We start from the raw sequence: 13,558 nt of genomic DNA on the forward strand, positions 1-13,558 counted from the left end.
GGTTATCGCTCCCCTGTCACAGCTTGAGATCGGCAGGGCGGGCGCGGCGCAGCCATTGCGCCACCCACATGCGGGTGAGCCACATCGAGGTGTAGACCGAGGTGGCAATGCCGATCATCAGCACCACGGCAAAGCCCTTGACCGGGCCGGAGCCAAAGCTGGCCATCAGTACGGCCGCAATCACGTTGGTGACGTTGGCATCGAAGATGGCGCGGCTGGCTTCCTTGTAGCCGGTTTCGACCGCCGCCACGACGCGGCGGCCGCGATGGCGTTCTTCGCGGATACGCTCGTTGATCAAGACGTTGGCGTCGACCGCCGCGCCGATGGTGAGCACGAAGCCGGCAATGCCTGGCAGCGTCAGCGTGGCGCCAATCGTGGCCATGACCCCCAGGATCATCAGCATGTTCATGACCAGCGCAAGGCAGGCATAGACCCCGAAGCGGCCATAGGTGGCGATGATGAACACCACCAGGGCCAGCGTGCCGACCGCCATGGCGATCACGCCCTTGCGGATCGAATCGGCACCCAGGTCAGGACCGACAGTGCGCTCTTCCACGACCTTGAGATCGACCGGCAGGGCGCCAGAACGCAGCGAGATTGCCAGCTGGCCCGCGCTTTCAGCGGTGAAGTGGCCGGAAATCTGCGCGCTGCCGCCCAGGATCGGTTCGTTGATGTTGGGCGCCGACAGCACCTTGCCATCAAGAATGATGGCAAAGGGCTTGCCCACGTTCTGCGTGGTCAACTTGGCGAACTTGGCGCCGCCTTCGGTGTTGAACGTGATGTTCACCACCGGTTCGTTGGTCTGCGGGTTGTTGCCGGCCTGCGCATTGGTCAGTTCATCGCCGCGAATGCCGCCCAGGCGCTTGACCGCGATCGGCACGCCCTGCTTGGGATCGGCAAAGGGCAGGATCTGGCTGCCGGCTGGGGCAATGCCGCGCGCCAGGTCAGACGGCAGCGCGCTTTGATCAACCAGCTTGAATTCGAGCTTGGCGGTCTGGCCCAGCAGGCTCTTGAGCTGCTGCGGGTCCTGCAGGCCCGGCACCTGCACCACGATGCGCTGCGCACCCTGGCGCAGGATCGTCGGTTCCTTGGTACCCAGGCCGTCGATGCGCTTGCGCACCACTTCCACGGCGGTGTCCATCGCCTGGCTCACGGCCTGGTCGATGCCTTCCTGCGTGGGGGTGAGGACGAAGCGGTTGCCGTCCACCACCTGGATGTTCCAGTCGCGCTGGCCGGTCAGGCCCGCGCCCGACGTCAGTGGCAGGATCGCCTCGCGAACGGCGTCCACCTTGGTGACATCGTCAACCAGGAAGGTCAGGCTGCCGTTGTTGTTGCTGATGTCGCTGATGCGGATGGTGGCATCGGTCGTCTTCAGCTTGTTGCGGACGGATTCCTCCATGCCTTCCAACCGCTGCTCGCGCACTTGCGATGGATCGGCCTCGAGCAGGATGTGACTGCCACCGGCCAGGTCCAGGCCCAGGTTGATCGTGGGCGAAGGCAGGGCCGAGGGCCAGGCAAGGCCGGAGACCGTAAACAGCGAAGGCAATGATGCCAGGGCAACCAGGATGGTCACCCCCCATAGCATCAGTACCTTCCAGCGCGGAAAATCGAGCATGATCGGGCTTTCAGAAATCTATCGGGCCAGAAATCTATGTGGTCGGACCAACGAGATCGGCCAGGGTCCGGTAACGGTCAGTCGTTGGCGGGCTTGTCGCCGGGCTGCACGATCTCACCCAGGGTGGAGCGCACGGCCTTGACGCGCACGCCCGGGGCCAGTTCCAGATCGACATAGGCATCGTCGATCCGCACGATCTTGCCGAGCAGGCCGCCGGCGGTGATCACGGAATCGCCCTTCTGCAAGGCGGCCAGGCGCTGCTGGTGTTCCTTCTGGCGCTTCATCTGCGGACGCAGGATGAGGAAATAGAAGATCACGGCCATGGCCACCAGCGGCAGGAACTGGAGGTAGGCGGGCGGCGAGGCCGCATTGGCGGCGGCGGCGGAGAGAAGGCTGAGCATGACAGAACCGTTCGTGGGATCGGAGACAAGGGTTTACAACCCCCGGCGGGGCACGTGTGGCCGCACCTTCCCCCGATTGTTGCAATTGGCCGCGGCTGCTAGCAGTTTGGGAAAGGCAAGGCAATGAAGCGCCATCGGCGCGCCTTTCGCACCCCGATCGCCGTGCCCTGCGCGCATCACAATCCACAGGCATTTCCCGGCCGGCGCAAAAAGATGCCGTGCAAGGGGCTTGCCATCCCGAAACGTTCCGCTTAGAGGCGCCCCACCGGTCGGGACGTAGCGCAGCCTGGTAGCGCATCACACTGGGGGTGTGGGGGTCGGAGGTTCGAATCCTCTCGTCCCGACCAATTTCTCACTGACATAGTCGATATCTTACCCCTCTGGGGGCTCCCCGAAATTGCCCGCAAGCGGCGCTGGTGGGACAGATCGACGTGCCAGAAAATCCTCTCCCGATATGCGTTGCTAACCGCCCCGATCCCTTGGCGATCCTGGCTGAGTCGTGCGACCGTCCGTGACCAACCCCGATATTGATGCCAGCGCGCCGCTGCCACATCGGCAGGCCGGCAACCCGCGCCCACCCCTTCGGACATCGTTGCCAGCGGCCCCTGCACTAGTTAGTGTGTCTAACGAACAAAAACACTGAGCAGGATGCCACAGCCATGACGACGACCGCCCCGACCGCCGCCGACCTTGCCGACGACATCCGTCGCGTCTTTGCCCTGCAACAGGCGCATCAGTGGGAGGCCAAGGCATCGAGTGCAGAAGTGCGCAAGGCCAAGCTGGCACGGCTGAAGGCGGCCGTAGAGGCCCATGCCGACGCCATCATTGCCGCCGTGCTGGAAGACACGCGCAAGCCGGTGGGCGAGATCCGCGTCACCGAGGTGCTCAATGTAACCGGCAATATCCAGCGCAATATCGACAATCTCGATGCCTGGATGGCGCCGACCGAGGTGACGCCGTCGCTCAATCCGGCCGATCGCGCACAGATCATCTACGAAGCACGGGGTGTCTGCCTCGTCCTCGGGCCGTGGAACTTTCCGCTCGGCCTGGCACTCGGGCCAGTGGCGGCAGCGATTGCGGCGGGCAACACCTGCATCGTCAAGCTGACCGACCTGTGCCCGGCGACCGCCCGCGTTGCGGCGACGATCATTCGCGAGGCATTCGACGAGAAGGATGTCGCGCTGTTCGAAGGCGATGTGTCGGTGGCCACGTCGCTGCTCGACCTGCCGTTTTCACATATCTTCTTCACCGGCAGCCCGCGCGTGGGCAAGATCGTCATGGCAGCGGCGGCAAAGCATCTGACCACGGTCACGCTCGAACTGGGCGGCAAGTCGCCGGTGATCGTCGATGATGGCGCCGACATCGGCAAGGTTGCAGCACAACTGGCCGCCGCCAAGCAGTTCAACGGCGGGCAGGCCTGCATCAGCCCCGACTATGTCTTCGTCAAGGAAGCGCAGAAAGCCGCGCTGGTCGAAGGCTTTGCCGCCAGCGTCCGCGCCAATCTCTATGGCGACGATGGCCAGTTGAAAAAGGATGGCATTGCCCAGGTCGTCAACCAGGCCAATTTCGATCGCGTGAAAGGCATGTTTGATGATGCCGTGGCCAAGGGCGCCACGGTGGCCGTGGGCGGCACGTTCGAAGCCGAAGACCTGACCATCCACCCGACTATGCTCACCGACGTGACGCCGCAAATGACCATCCTGCAGGACGAGATCTTTGCGCCGGTCATCCCGGTGATGACCTATGAATCGCTTGACCAGGCGATCGGCTATATCGAGGCGCGCGACAAGCCGCTGGCATTGTATATCTATAGCCCCGACGAAAACGTGGTCGAGACGGTCTTGGCCCGCACCTCGTCTGGCGGGGTCACCGTCAACGGTGTGTTCTCGCACTACCTGGAAAACAACCTGCCGTTTGGCGGCGTGAACACCAGCGGCATGGGCAGCTACCACGGCTATTTCGGCTTCAAGTGCTTCAGCCATGAACGCGCGGTCTATCGCCACCAGTAAGCCGGACGAGGGACAGGTTGCGGCGTCATGGTGGTTAGCTTGCGGTAACCTTTGGCTGCTAGGCTCGGGTTCAAGATGCACAACCTGTCCAGACCCTTGCGCATGTACCTGCCCCGTCTTTCGCTCATGGCGCTGGCCGTGGGCAGCCTGGCCCTGGCCGGTTGCGAAAGCGAGCGCGACCGCAAGATGGAAGAGCGCATTGCCGCGGCCGAGGCCAAGGCCGCTGCCGCGGAAAAGCGCGCCGCGGCGGCAGAGGCCGCGGCCGGATCGACGTCACCCGTCACGACTGGCACCGTGAGCGACGAGAGCGACAGCCAGGAGGCAACCTCGGAAGACCAGCCGCCGGTGGAAGGTGACGTCGATCAGCAGCAGCAAAGCGACAACCAGCCATCGGCCGATTTCCAGCCCGACAACGAAGGGCCGCAACTGGTGATCCAGCCGCCGCCGGTCGGCGTGCCTGGCCCGGTCGACGTGGGCAGCCCGCCAGTCGCTTCCTGATCGGCTGCCTCTTGCAGCCAAGGCACAGCTCTTGCACCCATGGAACAAGGCGCTATCACCCGCGCACCGTTCCCGGCAGGAGTTTAGCCCGATCATGACCGATACCGCCGCCCCTGCCACCGCGCCCGTGGTGTTCGTGCTCAACGGGCCGAACCTCAACCTTTTGGGCATGCGCGAGCCGGCCATCTATGGCCACGATACGCTCGACGATATTGCCGGCCGCCTGGAAGACCGCGCCCAGGACCTGGGCCTGACGGTGGATGTGCGCCAATCGAATCATGAAGGCCACCTAATCGACTGGCTGCACGAGGCCCAGGCCGTGGGCGCGCGCGCGGTGCTGCTCAATGCCGGCGCCTATACCCACACCAGCGTGGCGCTGCACGATGCGATCAAGGGCATCGTCACCCCGGTGATCGAAGTGCACCTTTCCAACCCGCACAAGCGCGAGGAATTCCGCCACAAGAGCTATGTTGGCATGGCGGCCAAGGCCACTGTCGCCGGGTTCGGGGCGGCGAGCTATATCGTCGCGCTCGACGCGGTTTTGCATCTTTAACCGCGCTTAGGCCCGGTTTTTCCCCGAAGGGTGGGCGATTTCGCCTGCCTTTCCCCTTGCCAGCGCGCCCCCGTGCGGGCATGGCGCTGCGCCAGACTTTCCCACCTGTGAGGTTAACAATGGGCCACGACACCGGCGACAAGCCCGCCGCAACCATGGCAATCGACAGCGCGCTTGTGCGCGAACTGGCCGAACTGCTGGCCGACACCGGGCTTTCCGAAATCGAAGTGGAAGACGGTGCCCGCAAGATCCGCGTGGCGCGCACGCTGACGGCCGCCCCGGTGGCACACATGGTGGCAGCGCCTGCTGCTGCCGTGGTCGCGCCGGCCGCTGCAGCCCCCGCCCCTGCGGCAGACGCCGCTCCCGCCGCCGCCGATCTGGCCGGCGCGGTGAAATCGCCGATGGTCGGCACCTGCTATCTCACCCCCGAGCCGGGCGCGCCCGCGTTCATCGCGGTGGGCCAGGCGGTGAAGGCTGGTGACACGCTGCTGATCGTAGAAGCGATGAAGGTGATGAACCCGATCACCGCGCCGGCCACCGGCACGATCAAGGCGATCCTGGTCGAAAACGCGCAGCCGGTCGAATATGACCAGCCGCTCGTGGTCATCGGCTAAGGACATAGAAAAGATGGCCATCAAGCGCCTGCTGATCGCCAATCGCGGCGAAATCGCGCTGCGCATCCATCGCGCTGCGCACGAAATGGGCATCGAAACGGTGGCGGTGCATTCCACCGCCGACGCCGATGCCATGCACGTGCGCCTGGCAGACCATGCCGTGTGCATCGGGCCGCCCGCCGCCAAGGACAGCTATCTCAACATCGCCGCGATCATTTCGGCGGCCGAGATCACCCAGGCCGACGCGATCCACCCGGGTTATGGCTTCCTGTCGGAAAACGCGCGCTTTGCCGAAATCGTCGAAGCGCACGACATTACCTGGATCGGTCCCAAGCCCGAGCACATCCGCACGATGGGTGACAAGGTGGAAGCCAAGCGCACCGCCGGCGCGCTGGGTCTGCCGCTGGTGCCCGGCTCTGACGGCGCGATTTCCGATGTGGAAGAAGCCCGCAAGATTGCCGAGGAAATCGGCTATCCGGTGATCATCAAGGCCGCCTCTGGCGGCGGCGGGCGCGGCATGAAGGTGTGCAACAGCCCCGATGACCTGGAAACGCTGATGCAGCAGGCCGGCTCGGAAGCCAAGGCTGCGTTCGGCGATGCCACGGTGTACCTCGAAAAGTATCTGGGCAATCCGCGCCACATCGAATTCCAGATCTTTGGCGACGGCAATGGCAAGGCCATCCACCTGGGCGAGCGCGACTGCTCGTTGCAGCGCCGCCACCAGAAGGTGCTGGAAGAAGCCCCCTCGCCGGTCATCTCGTCTGACGAGCGCGCCCGCATGGGTGGCGTAGTGGCCAAGGCGATGGCCGACATGGGCTATCGCGGAGCCGGCACGATCGAGTTCCTGTGGGAAAACGGCGAGTTCTATTTCATCGAGATGAACACCCGCCTGCAGGTGGAACACCCGGTGACCGAAGCGATCACCGGCGTCGACTTGGTGCGCGAGCAGATCCGCATTGCCGACGGCAAGCCGCTGTCGGTCACGCAGGACGAGATCGAGTTCAAGGGCCACGCGATCGAGTGCCGCATCAACGCCGAAGACCCCTTCACGTTCGCCCCCTCGCCGGGCCTGGTGAAGAGCTATCACGCGGCCGGTGGCATGCATGTGCGCGTCGATAGCGGGCTCTATGCCGGCTACAAGATCCCGCCCTATTACGATTCGATGATCGCCAAGCTGATCGTCTATGGCCGCACCCGCGAAGGCTGCATCATGCGCCTGAAGCGCGCGCTGGAGGAAATGGTGATCGACGGGGTCAAGACCTCGATCCCGCTGCACCAGCGGCTGCTGGAAGATCCGACGGTTCTCGATGGCGGCTATTCGATCAAGTATCTTGAGGAATGGCTGGCCCAGGGCGGCGGCAAGTAACACGAAAAGGTCGCATCGCAAGATGCGGCCTTTTTTGTTGTTTGGACAAGCGGGACCCCGGTTCAAGTCCGGGGTGACGATGACAATAGATTTACGTCACCCCGGACTTGAACCGGGGTCCCGCTGAACTTCCCGCGGCTTCCACGTGGCAACGCGCCAGAGATAGGCGCCGACCAGCACGGCGGTGAGCCCGAGCGAGGCCAGCCCGGTATAGGCGGCCACCTTTTCATAATGCTGCCCCAGGTGCCAGCCGGCCCAGACCAGCAACGCATTCCAGATTGCCGCGCCGGCAAAGGTAAAGACCAGAAAGCGCGCATGGCCCATGGCGGCGAGGCCAGCCGGCAGAGAGATCATCGTCCGCATCGCCGGCGAAAAGCGCATGACGAAGACCACCCATTGCCCGTGGCGGCGAAAGAACGCGACGAGGCGGCGCATCGCCGGCCAATCGAGCGTGAGCACGCGGCCATAGCGCGCGACGAACGGCTGCAAGCGTTGATAGCCTAGGTGCCGGCCCAGCAGGAACCAGGCATAGTTGCCCAGCGTGGAGCCGACCGTGCCGAAGATCATCAGCGGCACCACATCCATGCGCCCCTGGGCCACGGCAATCCCGCCCATGCCCATGATCACCTCGGAAGGGATGGGCGGAAAGATGTTTTCCAACGCCATCAGGAACGCGATGCCCCAATAGCCGCCGTCGGCAATAAGCTGCAAAATCCAGTCGTTCATGATCGGAACAACGCGCGGGGCCGCAAACGGCCCCGCGTGAAAATCAAATCCGCCGTTCGATCGCGTCCCAGATCATGCCGCCGGTATCGCTGCCGTTGAACCGGTCGATCGCGACGATGCCGGTGGGCGACGTGACGTTGATTTCGGTGAGCCACTTGCCGCCAATCACGTCGATGCCCACGAAGATCAGGCCGCGCTTTTTGAGTTCGGGCCCGAGGGCGTCGCAGATTTCCTGCTCGCGCGCCGTCAGCGTGGCGGCTTCGGCATAGCCGCCCACGGCCAGGTTGGAGCGGAACTCGCCCTCGCCCGGCTTGCGGTTGATCGCGCCGGCCACCTCGCCATCGACCAGCACGATGCGCTTGTCGCCCTCGGCCACCTCGGGCAGGAACGGCTGGACCATGAACGGTTCGGGCCAGACCTGGCCGAACAGTTCGGCCAGCGCCGACAGGTTGCCGCCATCGGCATCGATCTTGAACACCGCCTTGCCGCCATTGCCATGCAGCGGCTTGACCACCACGGCGCGGTCACCGTGCTTGTGCTGGAACGCGCGCACGTCGAGCGCCGAACGCGTGATCAGCGTGGGCGGCATGAAGCGCGCATAGTCGAGCACATAGACCTTTTCAGGCGCATTGCGGACCGAGCGGGGATCGTTGACCACCAGGGTCTCGCCCTCCAGCCGCTCCAGGAGGTGCGTGGCGGTGATATAGCCCAGGTCAAACGGCGGGTCCTGCCGCATCAGCACGACATCGACGTCACGCCCCAGATCGATCTTGCGCGTCTCACCCAGGTGATAGTGATCGCCTTCGACGTGCTGCACGGTGACTGGCGCCGCATCGGCCGTTACCCGGCCGGCTTCCCAAGCCAGGCTGGTGACGTGGTAATACCACAGTTCATGCCCGCGCGCCTGGGCGGACAGCATCAGGGCAAAGGTCGAATCGCCACCGATCTTGATCGAATGGAGAGGGTCCATCTGGACCGCAACGCGCAGGGTCAAGGCAGTGCTCCGAATGATATCCGTGGTCTTGCGGGTGGCCCGTTTAAAGGCGAATTGGCAGCAGCGCGACCAAAAAGGAGCCGCAACCGCATCAGGAAAAATCAACCATGCTTGCCGCCCGGCTCATTACCCCGTTTCTGTGCCTCATTGCCTGCGCGGTGGTGCTGATCGACGTGCCGGGCCTGGTCCACGCCTGACGGTCATGGCTGCCAGGCGTTGACGATGCGGCGCGGCCAGCGGCCCGGCGCAATCAGGATCACATCGATCCGCACATCATCGCCTGGCCCGGCATAGCGCGGCGCCAGTGCCTGCGCCGCACGGGCAACGCGCGCCAGGCGGCGGGCGTCGATCGCGGTATCGAGCGCGGCTGCATTGGCCCGCCATTTCACCTCGACAAAGGCCACGGTGCGGCCCCGCCGCGCGATCAGGTCCACCTCGCCCACGCCGATCTTCACCCGCCGCGCCAGCACGCGCCAGCCGGTGAGCATCAGGTAGAGCCCGGCCAGCCATTCGCCGCGCCGGCCCTGTGCCTCGGCCCGGGCGCGGTTCATGCCACCCTCTTCATGGCGCCTCTTTCAGCGCCATGGCACGGGCATAAAGCGCCTTGCGATCAAGGCCATGGGCCTTGGCCACCTGCCCGGCCGCCTGCGAGGGCGACAGGTGCTCCAGCGCGGCGCGCAGCAATGTGTCGACGTCATCGCCCGCTGGCGCGGCGGGCGCGGGCGGTGGGCCGGCCAGCAGTACGATCTCACCCTTGGGGGGATGGGCAGAGTAGTGCGCGATCAGTTCCTCGGGCGTGCCGCTGCGGCATTCCTCGTGCAGCTTGGTCAATTCGCGCGCGACGGCGAGTTCGCGCCCCGGCAGATGCTGTTCCATCGCCGTGAGCGAGGCGACCAGGCGCGGCCCGGTTTCATAGAACACCAGCGTGGCCGGCGTTGCGGCCAGTTCGGCCAGCACATCGCCGCGCGCCTTGTCCTTGGACGGCAGGAAACCGGCGAACATGAAGCGATCAGTCGGCAGGCCTGCCAGCGTCAGCGCCACGATCATCGCGCTCGGCCCGGGAAGACTGGTGACGGCAAGGCCGCGCTCGCGTGCCTCGCGCACCAGGCGATAGCCGGGGTCGGAAATCAGCGGCGTGCCGGCGTCAGACACCAGCACGACCGACTTTTCGGCCATTTCACCGAGCAGCCGCTCGCGCACATCGGCCGATGCGTGGTCATCATAGCGGCGCATCGCCTTGCGGATTCCCAGATGATTGAGCAACTTGCCCGTGACGCGGGTATCTTCGCAGGCTATGACGTCACACCGGGCGAGGATGTCGGCGGCGCGGGCGGTGATATCGCCAAGATTGCCGATGGGCGTGGCCACGATATAGAGCCCGGGCGCAAGGGGTGGTGTATCCATCCCTTTTCCATGGACCGGCCTTACGGGAGCGGCAAGCAGATGATGATGGGCAAGAGCGGCAACAACGGTATTGCGGACGGCAGCAGGGCGCCTTCCGGCTTGAGCCGCCGCCGCATGGGCCAGTGGCTGGCGCTGTCGCTGCCGGCAGCGCTGCTGGCCGGCTGTTCGGTCATTCCCAAGCCCGGAACGCCAGGCACCCCGCCCCCGCCGCGCGAAACCGCGCCGCAGGAAAACGTGCTGCCGAGCGATGCCGGCCGCCACCGCGTGGCGCTGCTCGTGCCGTTGACCGGCCCCAACGCCGCCGTGGGCCAGGCGATTGCCAATGCCACCACGATGGCCCTGCTCGATACCAACGCGCAGTCCTTGCGCATCACTACCTATGATACCGGCGCGGGCGCCGCTGCAGCAGCGAGCAAGGCCGTGCTCGATGGCAATCGCCTGATCCTGGGCCCGCTGACCTCGGAAGATGTCAGCGCCGTGGCTGGTGTAGCCCGCCCGGCCAAGGTGCCGATGATCACCTATTCCAACGACAGCGCGGTGGCCGATCGCGATGTTTTCGTGCTGGGCCAGGTGCCCGGTCAATCGATCGCCCGCGTGATCGGCTATGCCCATAGCCAGGGGATCCGGACCGTGGGCGCGATCGTGCCGAGCGGCACTTATGGCCAGCGGGTAAGCATCGCGCTGACCGATGCCGCACGGATGCAGGGCATTCGCCTGACCGCCATCGAAACCTATGACCGCAGCAATACCTCGGCCGCGAGCGCGGTGCGCCGGGTGAAGGCGCGCGGGCCGATCGATGCGCTGCTGATCGGTGATGGCGCGCGGATCGCGGTGCAGGCCGCGCCCTTTGCCAAGGGCACGCGCCTGCTGGGCACTGAACTGTGGAAGGGTGACCCGACGCTGGCACGCACCCCGGCGATGAAGGGCGCGTGGTTTGCCGCGATTTCCGATGATCGCCTGCCGCGCTTTGAACAGTCCTACCGCCAGCGGTTTGGCGCCGCGCCCGCGCGCATCGCCACGCTGGGGTATGATTCGGTGCTGCTCACGCTCAATATCGCGCGCAGCTGGAAGCCGGGCACGCTGTTCCCCACGGCCAAGCTCTATGCCACCGATGGCTTCATCGGCACCGATGGCGTTTTCCGCTTTAACGCCAATGGCGTGGCCGAGCGCGCGCTGGAAGTGCGCGAGGTTTCGGGCGGCACCGTGGTGACGGTGTCGCGCGCGCCGGAAAAGTTCACGAACTAGGCGATTCCATCGGATAAGGGGGCCGGCACGGCTTGCGCGGCAATTCGCGCGTGTTCTATAGCCGTTCTCATGGCGACAGACGATTCCGGCTCCCTGTTCGACAAGCTGCCCCAGGGCAGCCCGCAAGAAAGCTATGATGGCTCTGCCATCGAGGTGCTCGAAGGGCTGGAACCGGTGCGCCGCCGCCCCGGCATGTATATCGGCGGGACGGACGAGCGCGCCCTGCACCATCTGGTTGCCGAAGTGCTCGACAACGCGATGGACGAAGCCGTCGCGGGCCATGCCAACCGCATCGAGGTTTTCCTGGAAGCTGCCGATGGCGCCGCCGGCAAGGTGACGATCACCGACAACGGGCGCGGCATCCCGGTTGACGAGCATCCCAAGTATCCCGGCAAGTCTGCGCTGGAGGTGATCCTCACCACGCTGCATTCGGGCGGGAAGTTTTCGGGCAAGGCCTATGCCACCTCGGGCGGTCTCCACGGCGTGGGGATTTCGGTGGTGAACGCGCTGTCCACCCTCACCCGGGTGGAAGTGGCGCGAAACAAGGAACTCTATGCGCAGGAGTTTTCCTGCGGCCTGGCCAAGGGCCCACTGGCCCGCGTCGGCAATGCGCCCAATCGGCGCGGCACGGCGGTAACCTTCATTCCCGATGCCACGATCTTTGGCGCCGACGCCAAGTTCAAGCCGGCGCGTCTGTTCCGCCTGGTGCGGTCCAAGGCTTACCTGTTTGCCGGGGTGGAAATCCGCTGGAAGTGCGATCCCGCGCTGATCGCCGACGATACCCCGGCCGAGGCGGTGTTCCAGTTCCCCGGCGGCCTGGCCGATCACCTGGCCGAACAGGTCAAGGGCCGCGAATGCGTGACCACGGCGCCCTTTGCCGGGCGGCAAGACTTTCCGCTTGGCCCCGGTGGCGAGGAAATGGGCCGCGTGGAATGGGCGATCGCCTGGCCGCTGTGGTCTGACGGGGCTTATTCCTGGTATTGCAACACCATTCCCACCCCTGATGGCGGCACGCACGAGCAGGGCCTGCGCGCGGCGCTGACGCGCGGCATTCGCGCGTTTGGTGAACTGGTTGGCCAGAAAAAGGCCAAGGACATCACGCCCGAAGACATGATCACCGGCAGCGAGATCATGCTGTCGGTGTTCATCCGCGATCCCCAGTTCCAGAGCCAGACCAAGGATCGCCTCACCTCGCCCGAAGCCGCGCGACTGGTGGAAGCGGCGGTGCGCGACCATTTCGACCACTTCCTGACCGACAACATGGACCGTGGCCGCGCGCTGCTCGGCGCGGTGATGGAGCGGATGGACGATCGCCTGCGCCGCAAGGCGGAGCGCGAGGTCAAGCGCAAGACCGCCACCAACGCGCGCAAGCTGCGCCTGCCCGGCAAGCTGACCGATTGTTCGGGCGAAGGCAGCGGCGAAACCGAACTGTTCATCGTCGAAGGCGATTCGGCTGGCGGCAGTGCCAAGCAGGCGCGCGACCGCAAGACGCAGGCGATCCTGCCCATCCGCGGCAAGATCCTCAACGTAGCCAGCGCCACGGCCGACAAGATCCGCGCCAACCAGGAAATCGCCGATCTGTGCCTGGCGCTCGGCTGCGGCACGCGCAAGGACTGCAACCCCGACGCGCTGCGCTATGACCGCGTGATCATCATGACCGATGCCGACGTCGACGGCGCGCACATCGCCACGCTGCTGATGACCTATTTCTTCCAGGAAATGCCCGAGATCGTGAAGCGCGGGCACCTCTACCTGGCGCAGCCGCCGCTCTATCGCCTGACCGCCGGCACGGTTTCGGCCTATGCCCGCGACGATGCGCACCGCGCCGAACTGGAAGCGACCAAGTTCAAGGGCAAGAAGGTGGAAGTGGGCCGGTTCAAGGGCCTGGGCGAAATGAACCCCGGCCAGTTGCGCGAAACCACCATGGCGCCCGCCAGCCGCAGCCTGCTGCGCATCACCCTGCCGCCCGAATACGAAGGCCGGGCAGCGGTGAAAGACCTGGTCGACCGCCTGATGGGCCGCAATCCCGAACACCGCTTCATGTTCATCCAGAACCGCGCCGGCGATCTGGACCGCGACCTGATCGACGCCTGAGGTCTGGCGCGGCCGGCCGGACTAGGCGCTTTCGCTTAG

General features: G+C 65.3%; 13 protein-coding genes and 1 tRNA gene. 8 read left to right on the forward strand and 6 right to left on the reverse strand.

Annotated elements, in window-relative coordinates; genetic code table 11:
* Nucleotides 1-16: 16 nt before the first annotated feature.
* Entirely contained in the window at nt 17-1,615 is a 1,599-nt protein-coding gene (secD, locus tag FHW97_RS11080) for a protein translocase subunit SecD (RefSeq protein ID WP_022675250.1), read from the reverse strand.
* A 77-nt stretch (nt 1,616-1,692) separates the two neighbouring features.
* Nucleotides 1,693-2,016 carry a preprotein translocase subunit YajC gene (gene yajC / locus FHW97_RS11085; protein ID WP_022675251.1) on the reverse strand — a complete coding sequence of 108 codons (324 nt, stop codon included), beginning with the start codon at nt 2,014-2,016 and terminating at the stop codon, nt 1,693-1,695.
* A gap of 270 nt (nt 2,017-2,286) precedes the next feature.
* Between yajC and FHW97_RS11090 the strand changes: the two genes are divergently transcribed.
* The 6 genes from FHW97_RS11090 to accC all read left to right on the forward strand — a co-directional run bounded on the left by FHW97_RS11090 (nt 2,287) and on the right by accC (nt 7,056).
* A tRNA-Pro gene (locus FHW97_RS11090) sits at nt 2,287-2,363 on the forward strand.
* A gap of 312 nt (nt 2,364-2,675) precedes the next feature.
* Nucleotides 2,676-4,025, forward strand: a complete 1,350-nt coding sequence (locus FHW97_RS11095; protein WP_171799012.1) for an aldehyde dehydrogenase family protein — start codon at nt 2,676-2,678, stop codon at nt 4,023-4,025.
* A 75-nt stretch (nt 4,026-4,100) separates the two neighbouring features.
* Nucleotides 4,101-4,523: a hypothetical protein gene (locus FHW97_RS11100; protein ID WP_171798969.1), complete on the forward strand. Its 423-nt coding sequence runs from the start codon at nt 4,101-4,103 to the stop codon at nt 4,521-4,523.
* A 94-nt stretch (nt 4,524-4,617) separates the two neighbouring features.
* Nucleotides 4,618-5,076 carry a type II 3-dehydroquinate dehydratase gene (gene aroQ, locus FHW97_RS11105; RefSeq protein WP_022675254.1) on the forward strand — a complete coding sequence of 153 codons (459 nt, stop codon included), beginning with the start codon at nt 4,618-4,620 and terminating at the stop codon, nt 5,074-5,076.
* Between the two features lie 119 nt (nt 5,077-5,195).
* A complete protein-coding gene (gene accB / locus FHW97_RS11110) occupies nt 5,196-5,690 on the forward strand; it encodes an acetyl-CoA carboxylase biotin carboxyl carrier protein (protein ID WP_253941746.1) in 495 nt (164 codons plus the stop codon).
* 13 nt (nt 5,691-5,703) lie between these two features.
* Complete coding sequence (gene accC / locus FHW97_RS11115; RefSeq protein WP_062782343.1) at nt 5,704-7,056, forward strand: acetyl-CoA carboxylase biotin carboxylase subunit; 1,353 nt, start codon at nt 5,704-5,706, stop codon at nt 7,054-7,056.
* A gap of 96 nt (nt 7,057-7,152) precedes the next feature.
* Here the strand turns inward: accC and FHW97_RS11120 are convergent, their stop codons facing one another.
* From FHW97_RS11120 to rsmI, 4 genes are all read right to left on the reverse strand, one after another.
* The gene (locus FHW97_RS11120; protein WP_171799013.1) at nt 7,153-7,782 is read right to left on the reverse strand and encodes a DedA family protein; all 630 of its coding nucleotides are present in this window, start codon (nt 7,780-7,782) and stop codon (nt 7,153-7,155) included.
* A 43-nt stretch (nt 7,783-7,825) separates the two neighbouring features.
* Nucleotides 7,826-8,776 (reverse strand): glutathione synthase, encoded by a 951-nt coding sequence (gene gshB / locus FHW97_RS11125; protein WP_171792459.1) that lies wholly within the window; start codon nt 8,774-8,776, stop codon nt 7,826-7,828.
* Nucleotides 8,777-8,976: 200 nt separating this feature from the next.
* Complete coding sequence (locus FHW97_RS11130; RefSeq protein WP_062782337.1) at nt 8,977-9,327, reverse strand: YraN family protein; 351 nt, start codon at nt 9,325-9,327, stop codon at nt 8,977-8,979.
* A 10-nt stretch (nt 9,328-9,337) separates the two neighbouring features.
* On the reverse strand, nt 9,338-10,180 hold the full coding sequence (gene rsmI / locus FHW97_RS11135) for a 16S rRNA (cytidine(1402)-2'-O)-methyltransferase (RefSeq protein WP_171796185.1): 843 nt from the start codon (nt 10,178-10,180) through the stop codon (nt 9,338-9,340).
* A 39-nt stretch (nt 10,181-10,219) separates the two neighbouring features.
* Here rsmI and FHW97_RS11140 point away from each other — a divergent pair, with 39 nt between their 5' ends.
* Both FHW97_RS11140 and FHW97_RS11145 read left to right on the forward strand, forming a co-directional pair.
* A complete protein-coding gene (locus tag FHW97_RS11140; RefSeq protein WP_370525401.1) occupies nt 10,220-11,425 on the forward strand; it encodes a penicillin-binding protein activator in 1,206 nt (401 codons plus the stop codon).
* A 69-nt stretch (nt 11,426-11,494) separates the two neighbouring features.
* Entirely contained in the window at nt 11,495-13,519 is a 2,025-nt protein-coding gene (locus FHW97_RS11145; protein WP_171799014.1) for a DNA topoisomerase IV subunit B, read from the forward strand.
* The last annotated feature ends 39 nt before the right edge of the window (nt 13,520-13,558 follow it).

The organism is Novosphingobium sp. SG754, from assembly GCF_013149315.1.
GTDB lineage: Bacteria > Pseudomonadota > Alphaproteobacteria > Sphingomonadales > Sphingomonadaceae > Novosphingobium > Novosphingobium capsulatum.

What these genes read in the sequence shown, in the direction of transcription:
- secD (WP_022675250.1), bottom strand. Translation starts at nt 1,615, where the DNA reads ATGCTCGATTTTCCGCGCTGGAAGGTACTGATGCTATGGGGGGTGACC.
- yajC (WP_022675251.1), bottom strand. Translation starts at nt 2,016, where the DNA reads ATGCTCAGCCTTCTCTCCGCCGCCGCCGCCAATGCGGCCTCGCCGCCC.
- FHW97_RS11095 (WP_171799012.1), top strand. Translation starts at nt 2,676, where the DNA reads ATGACGACGACCGCCCCGACCGCCGCCGACCTTGCCGACGACATCCGT.
- FHW97_RS11100 (WP_171798969.1), top strand. Translation starts at nt 4,101, where the DNA reads ATGCACAACCTGTCCAGACCCTTGCGCATGTACCTGCCCCGTCTTTCG.
- aroQ (WP_022675254.1), top strand. Translation starts at nt 4,618, where the DNA reads ATGACCGATACCGCCGCCCCTGCCACCGCGCCCGTGGTGTTCGTGCTC.
- accB (WP_253941746.1), top strand. Translation starts at nt 5,196, where the DNA reads ATGGGCCACGACACCGGCGACAAGCCCGCCGCAACCATGGCAATCGAC.
- accC (WP_062782343.1), top strand. Translation starts at nt 5,704, where the DNA reads ATGGCCATCAAGCGCCTGCTGATCGCCAATCGCGGCGAAATCGCGCTG.
- FHW97_RS11120 (WP_171799013.1), bottom strand. Translation starts at nt 7,782, where the DNA reads ATGAACGACTGGATTTTGCAGCTTATTGCCGACGGCGGCTATTGGGGC.
- FHW97_RS11130 (WP_062782337.1), bottom strand. Translation starts at nt 9,327, where the DNA reads ATGAACCGCGCCCGGGCCGAGGCACAGGGCCGGCGCGGCGAATGGCTG.
- rsmI (WP_171796185.1), bottom strand. Translation starts at nt 10,180, where the DNA reads ATGGATACACCACCCCTTGCGCCCGGGCTCTATATCGTGGCCACGCCC.
- FHW97_RS11140 (WP_370525401.1), top strand. Translation starts at nt 10,220, where the DNA reads ATGATGATGGGCAAGAGCGGCAACAACGGTATTGCGGACGGCAGCAGG.
- FHW97_RS11145 (WP_171799014.1), top strand. Translation starts at nt 11,495, where the DNA reads ATGGCGACAGACGATTCCGGCTCCCTGTTCGACAAGCTGCCCCAGGGC.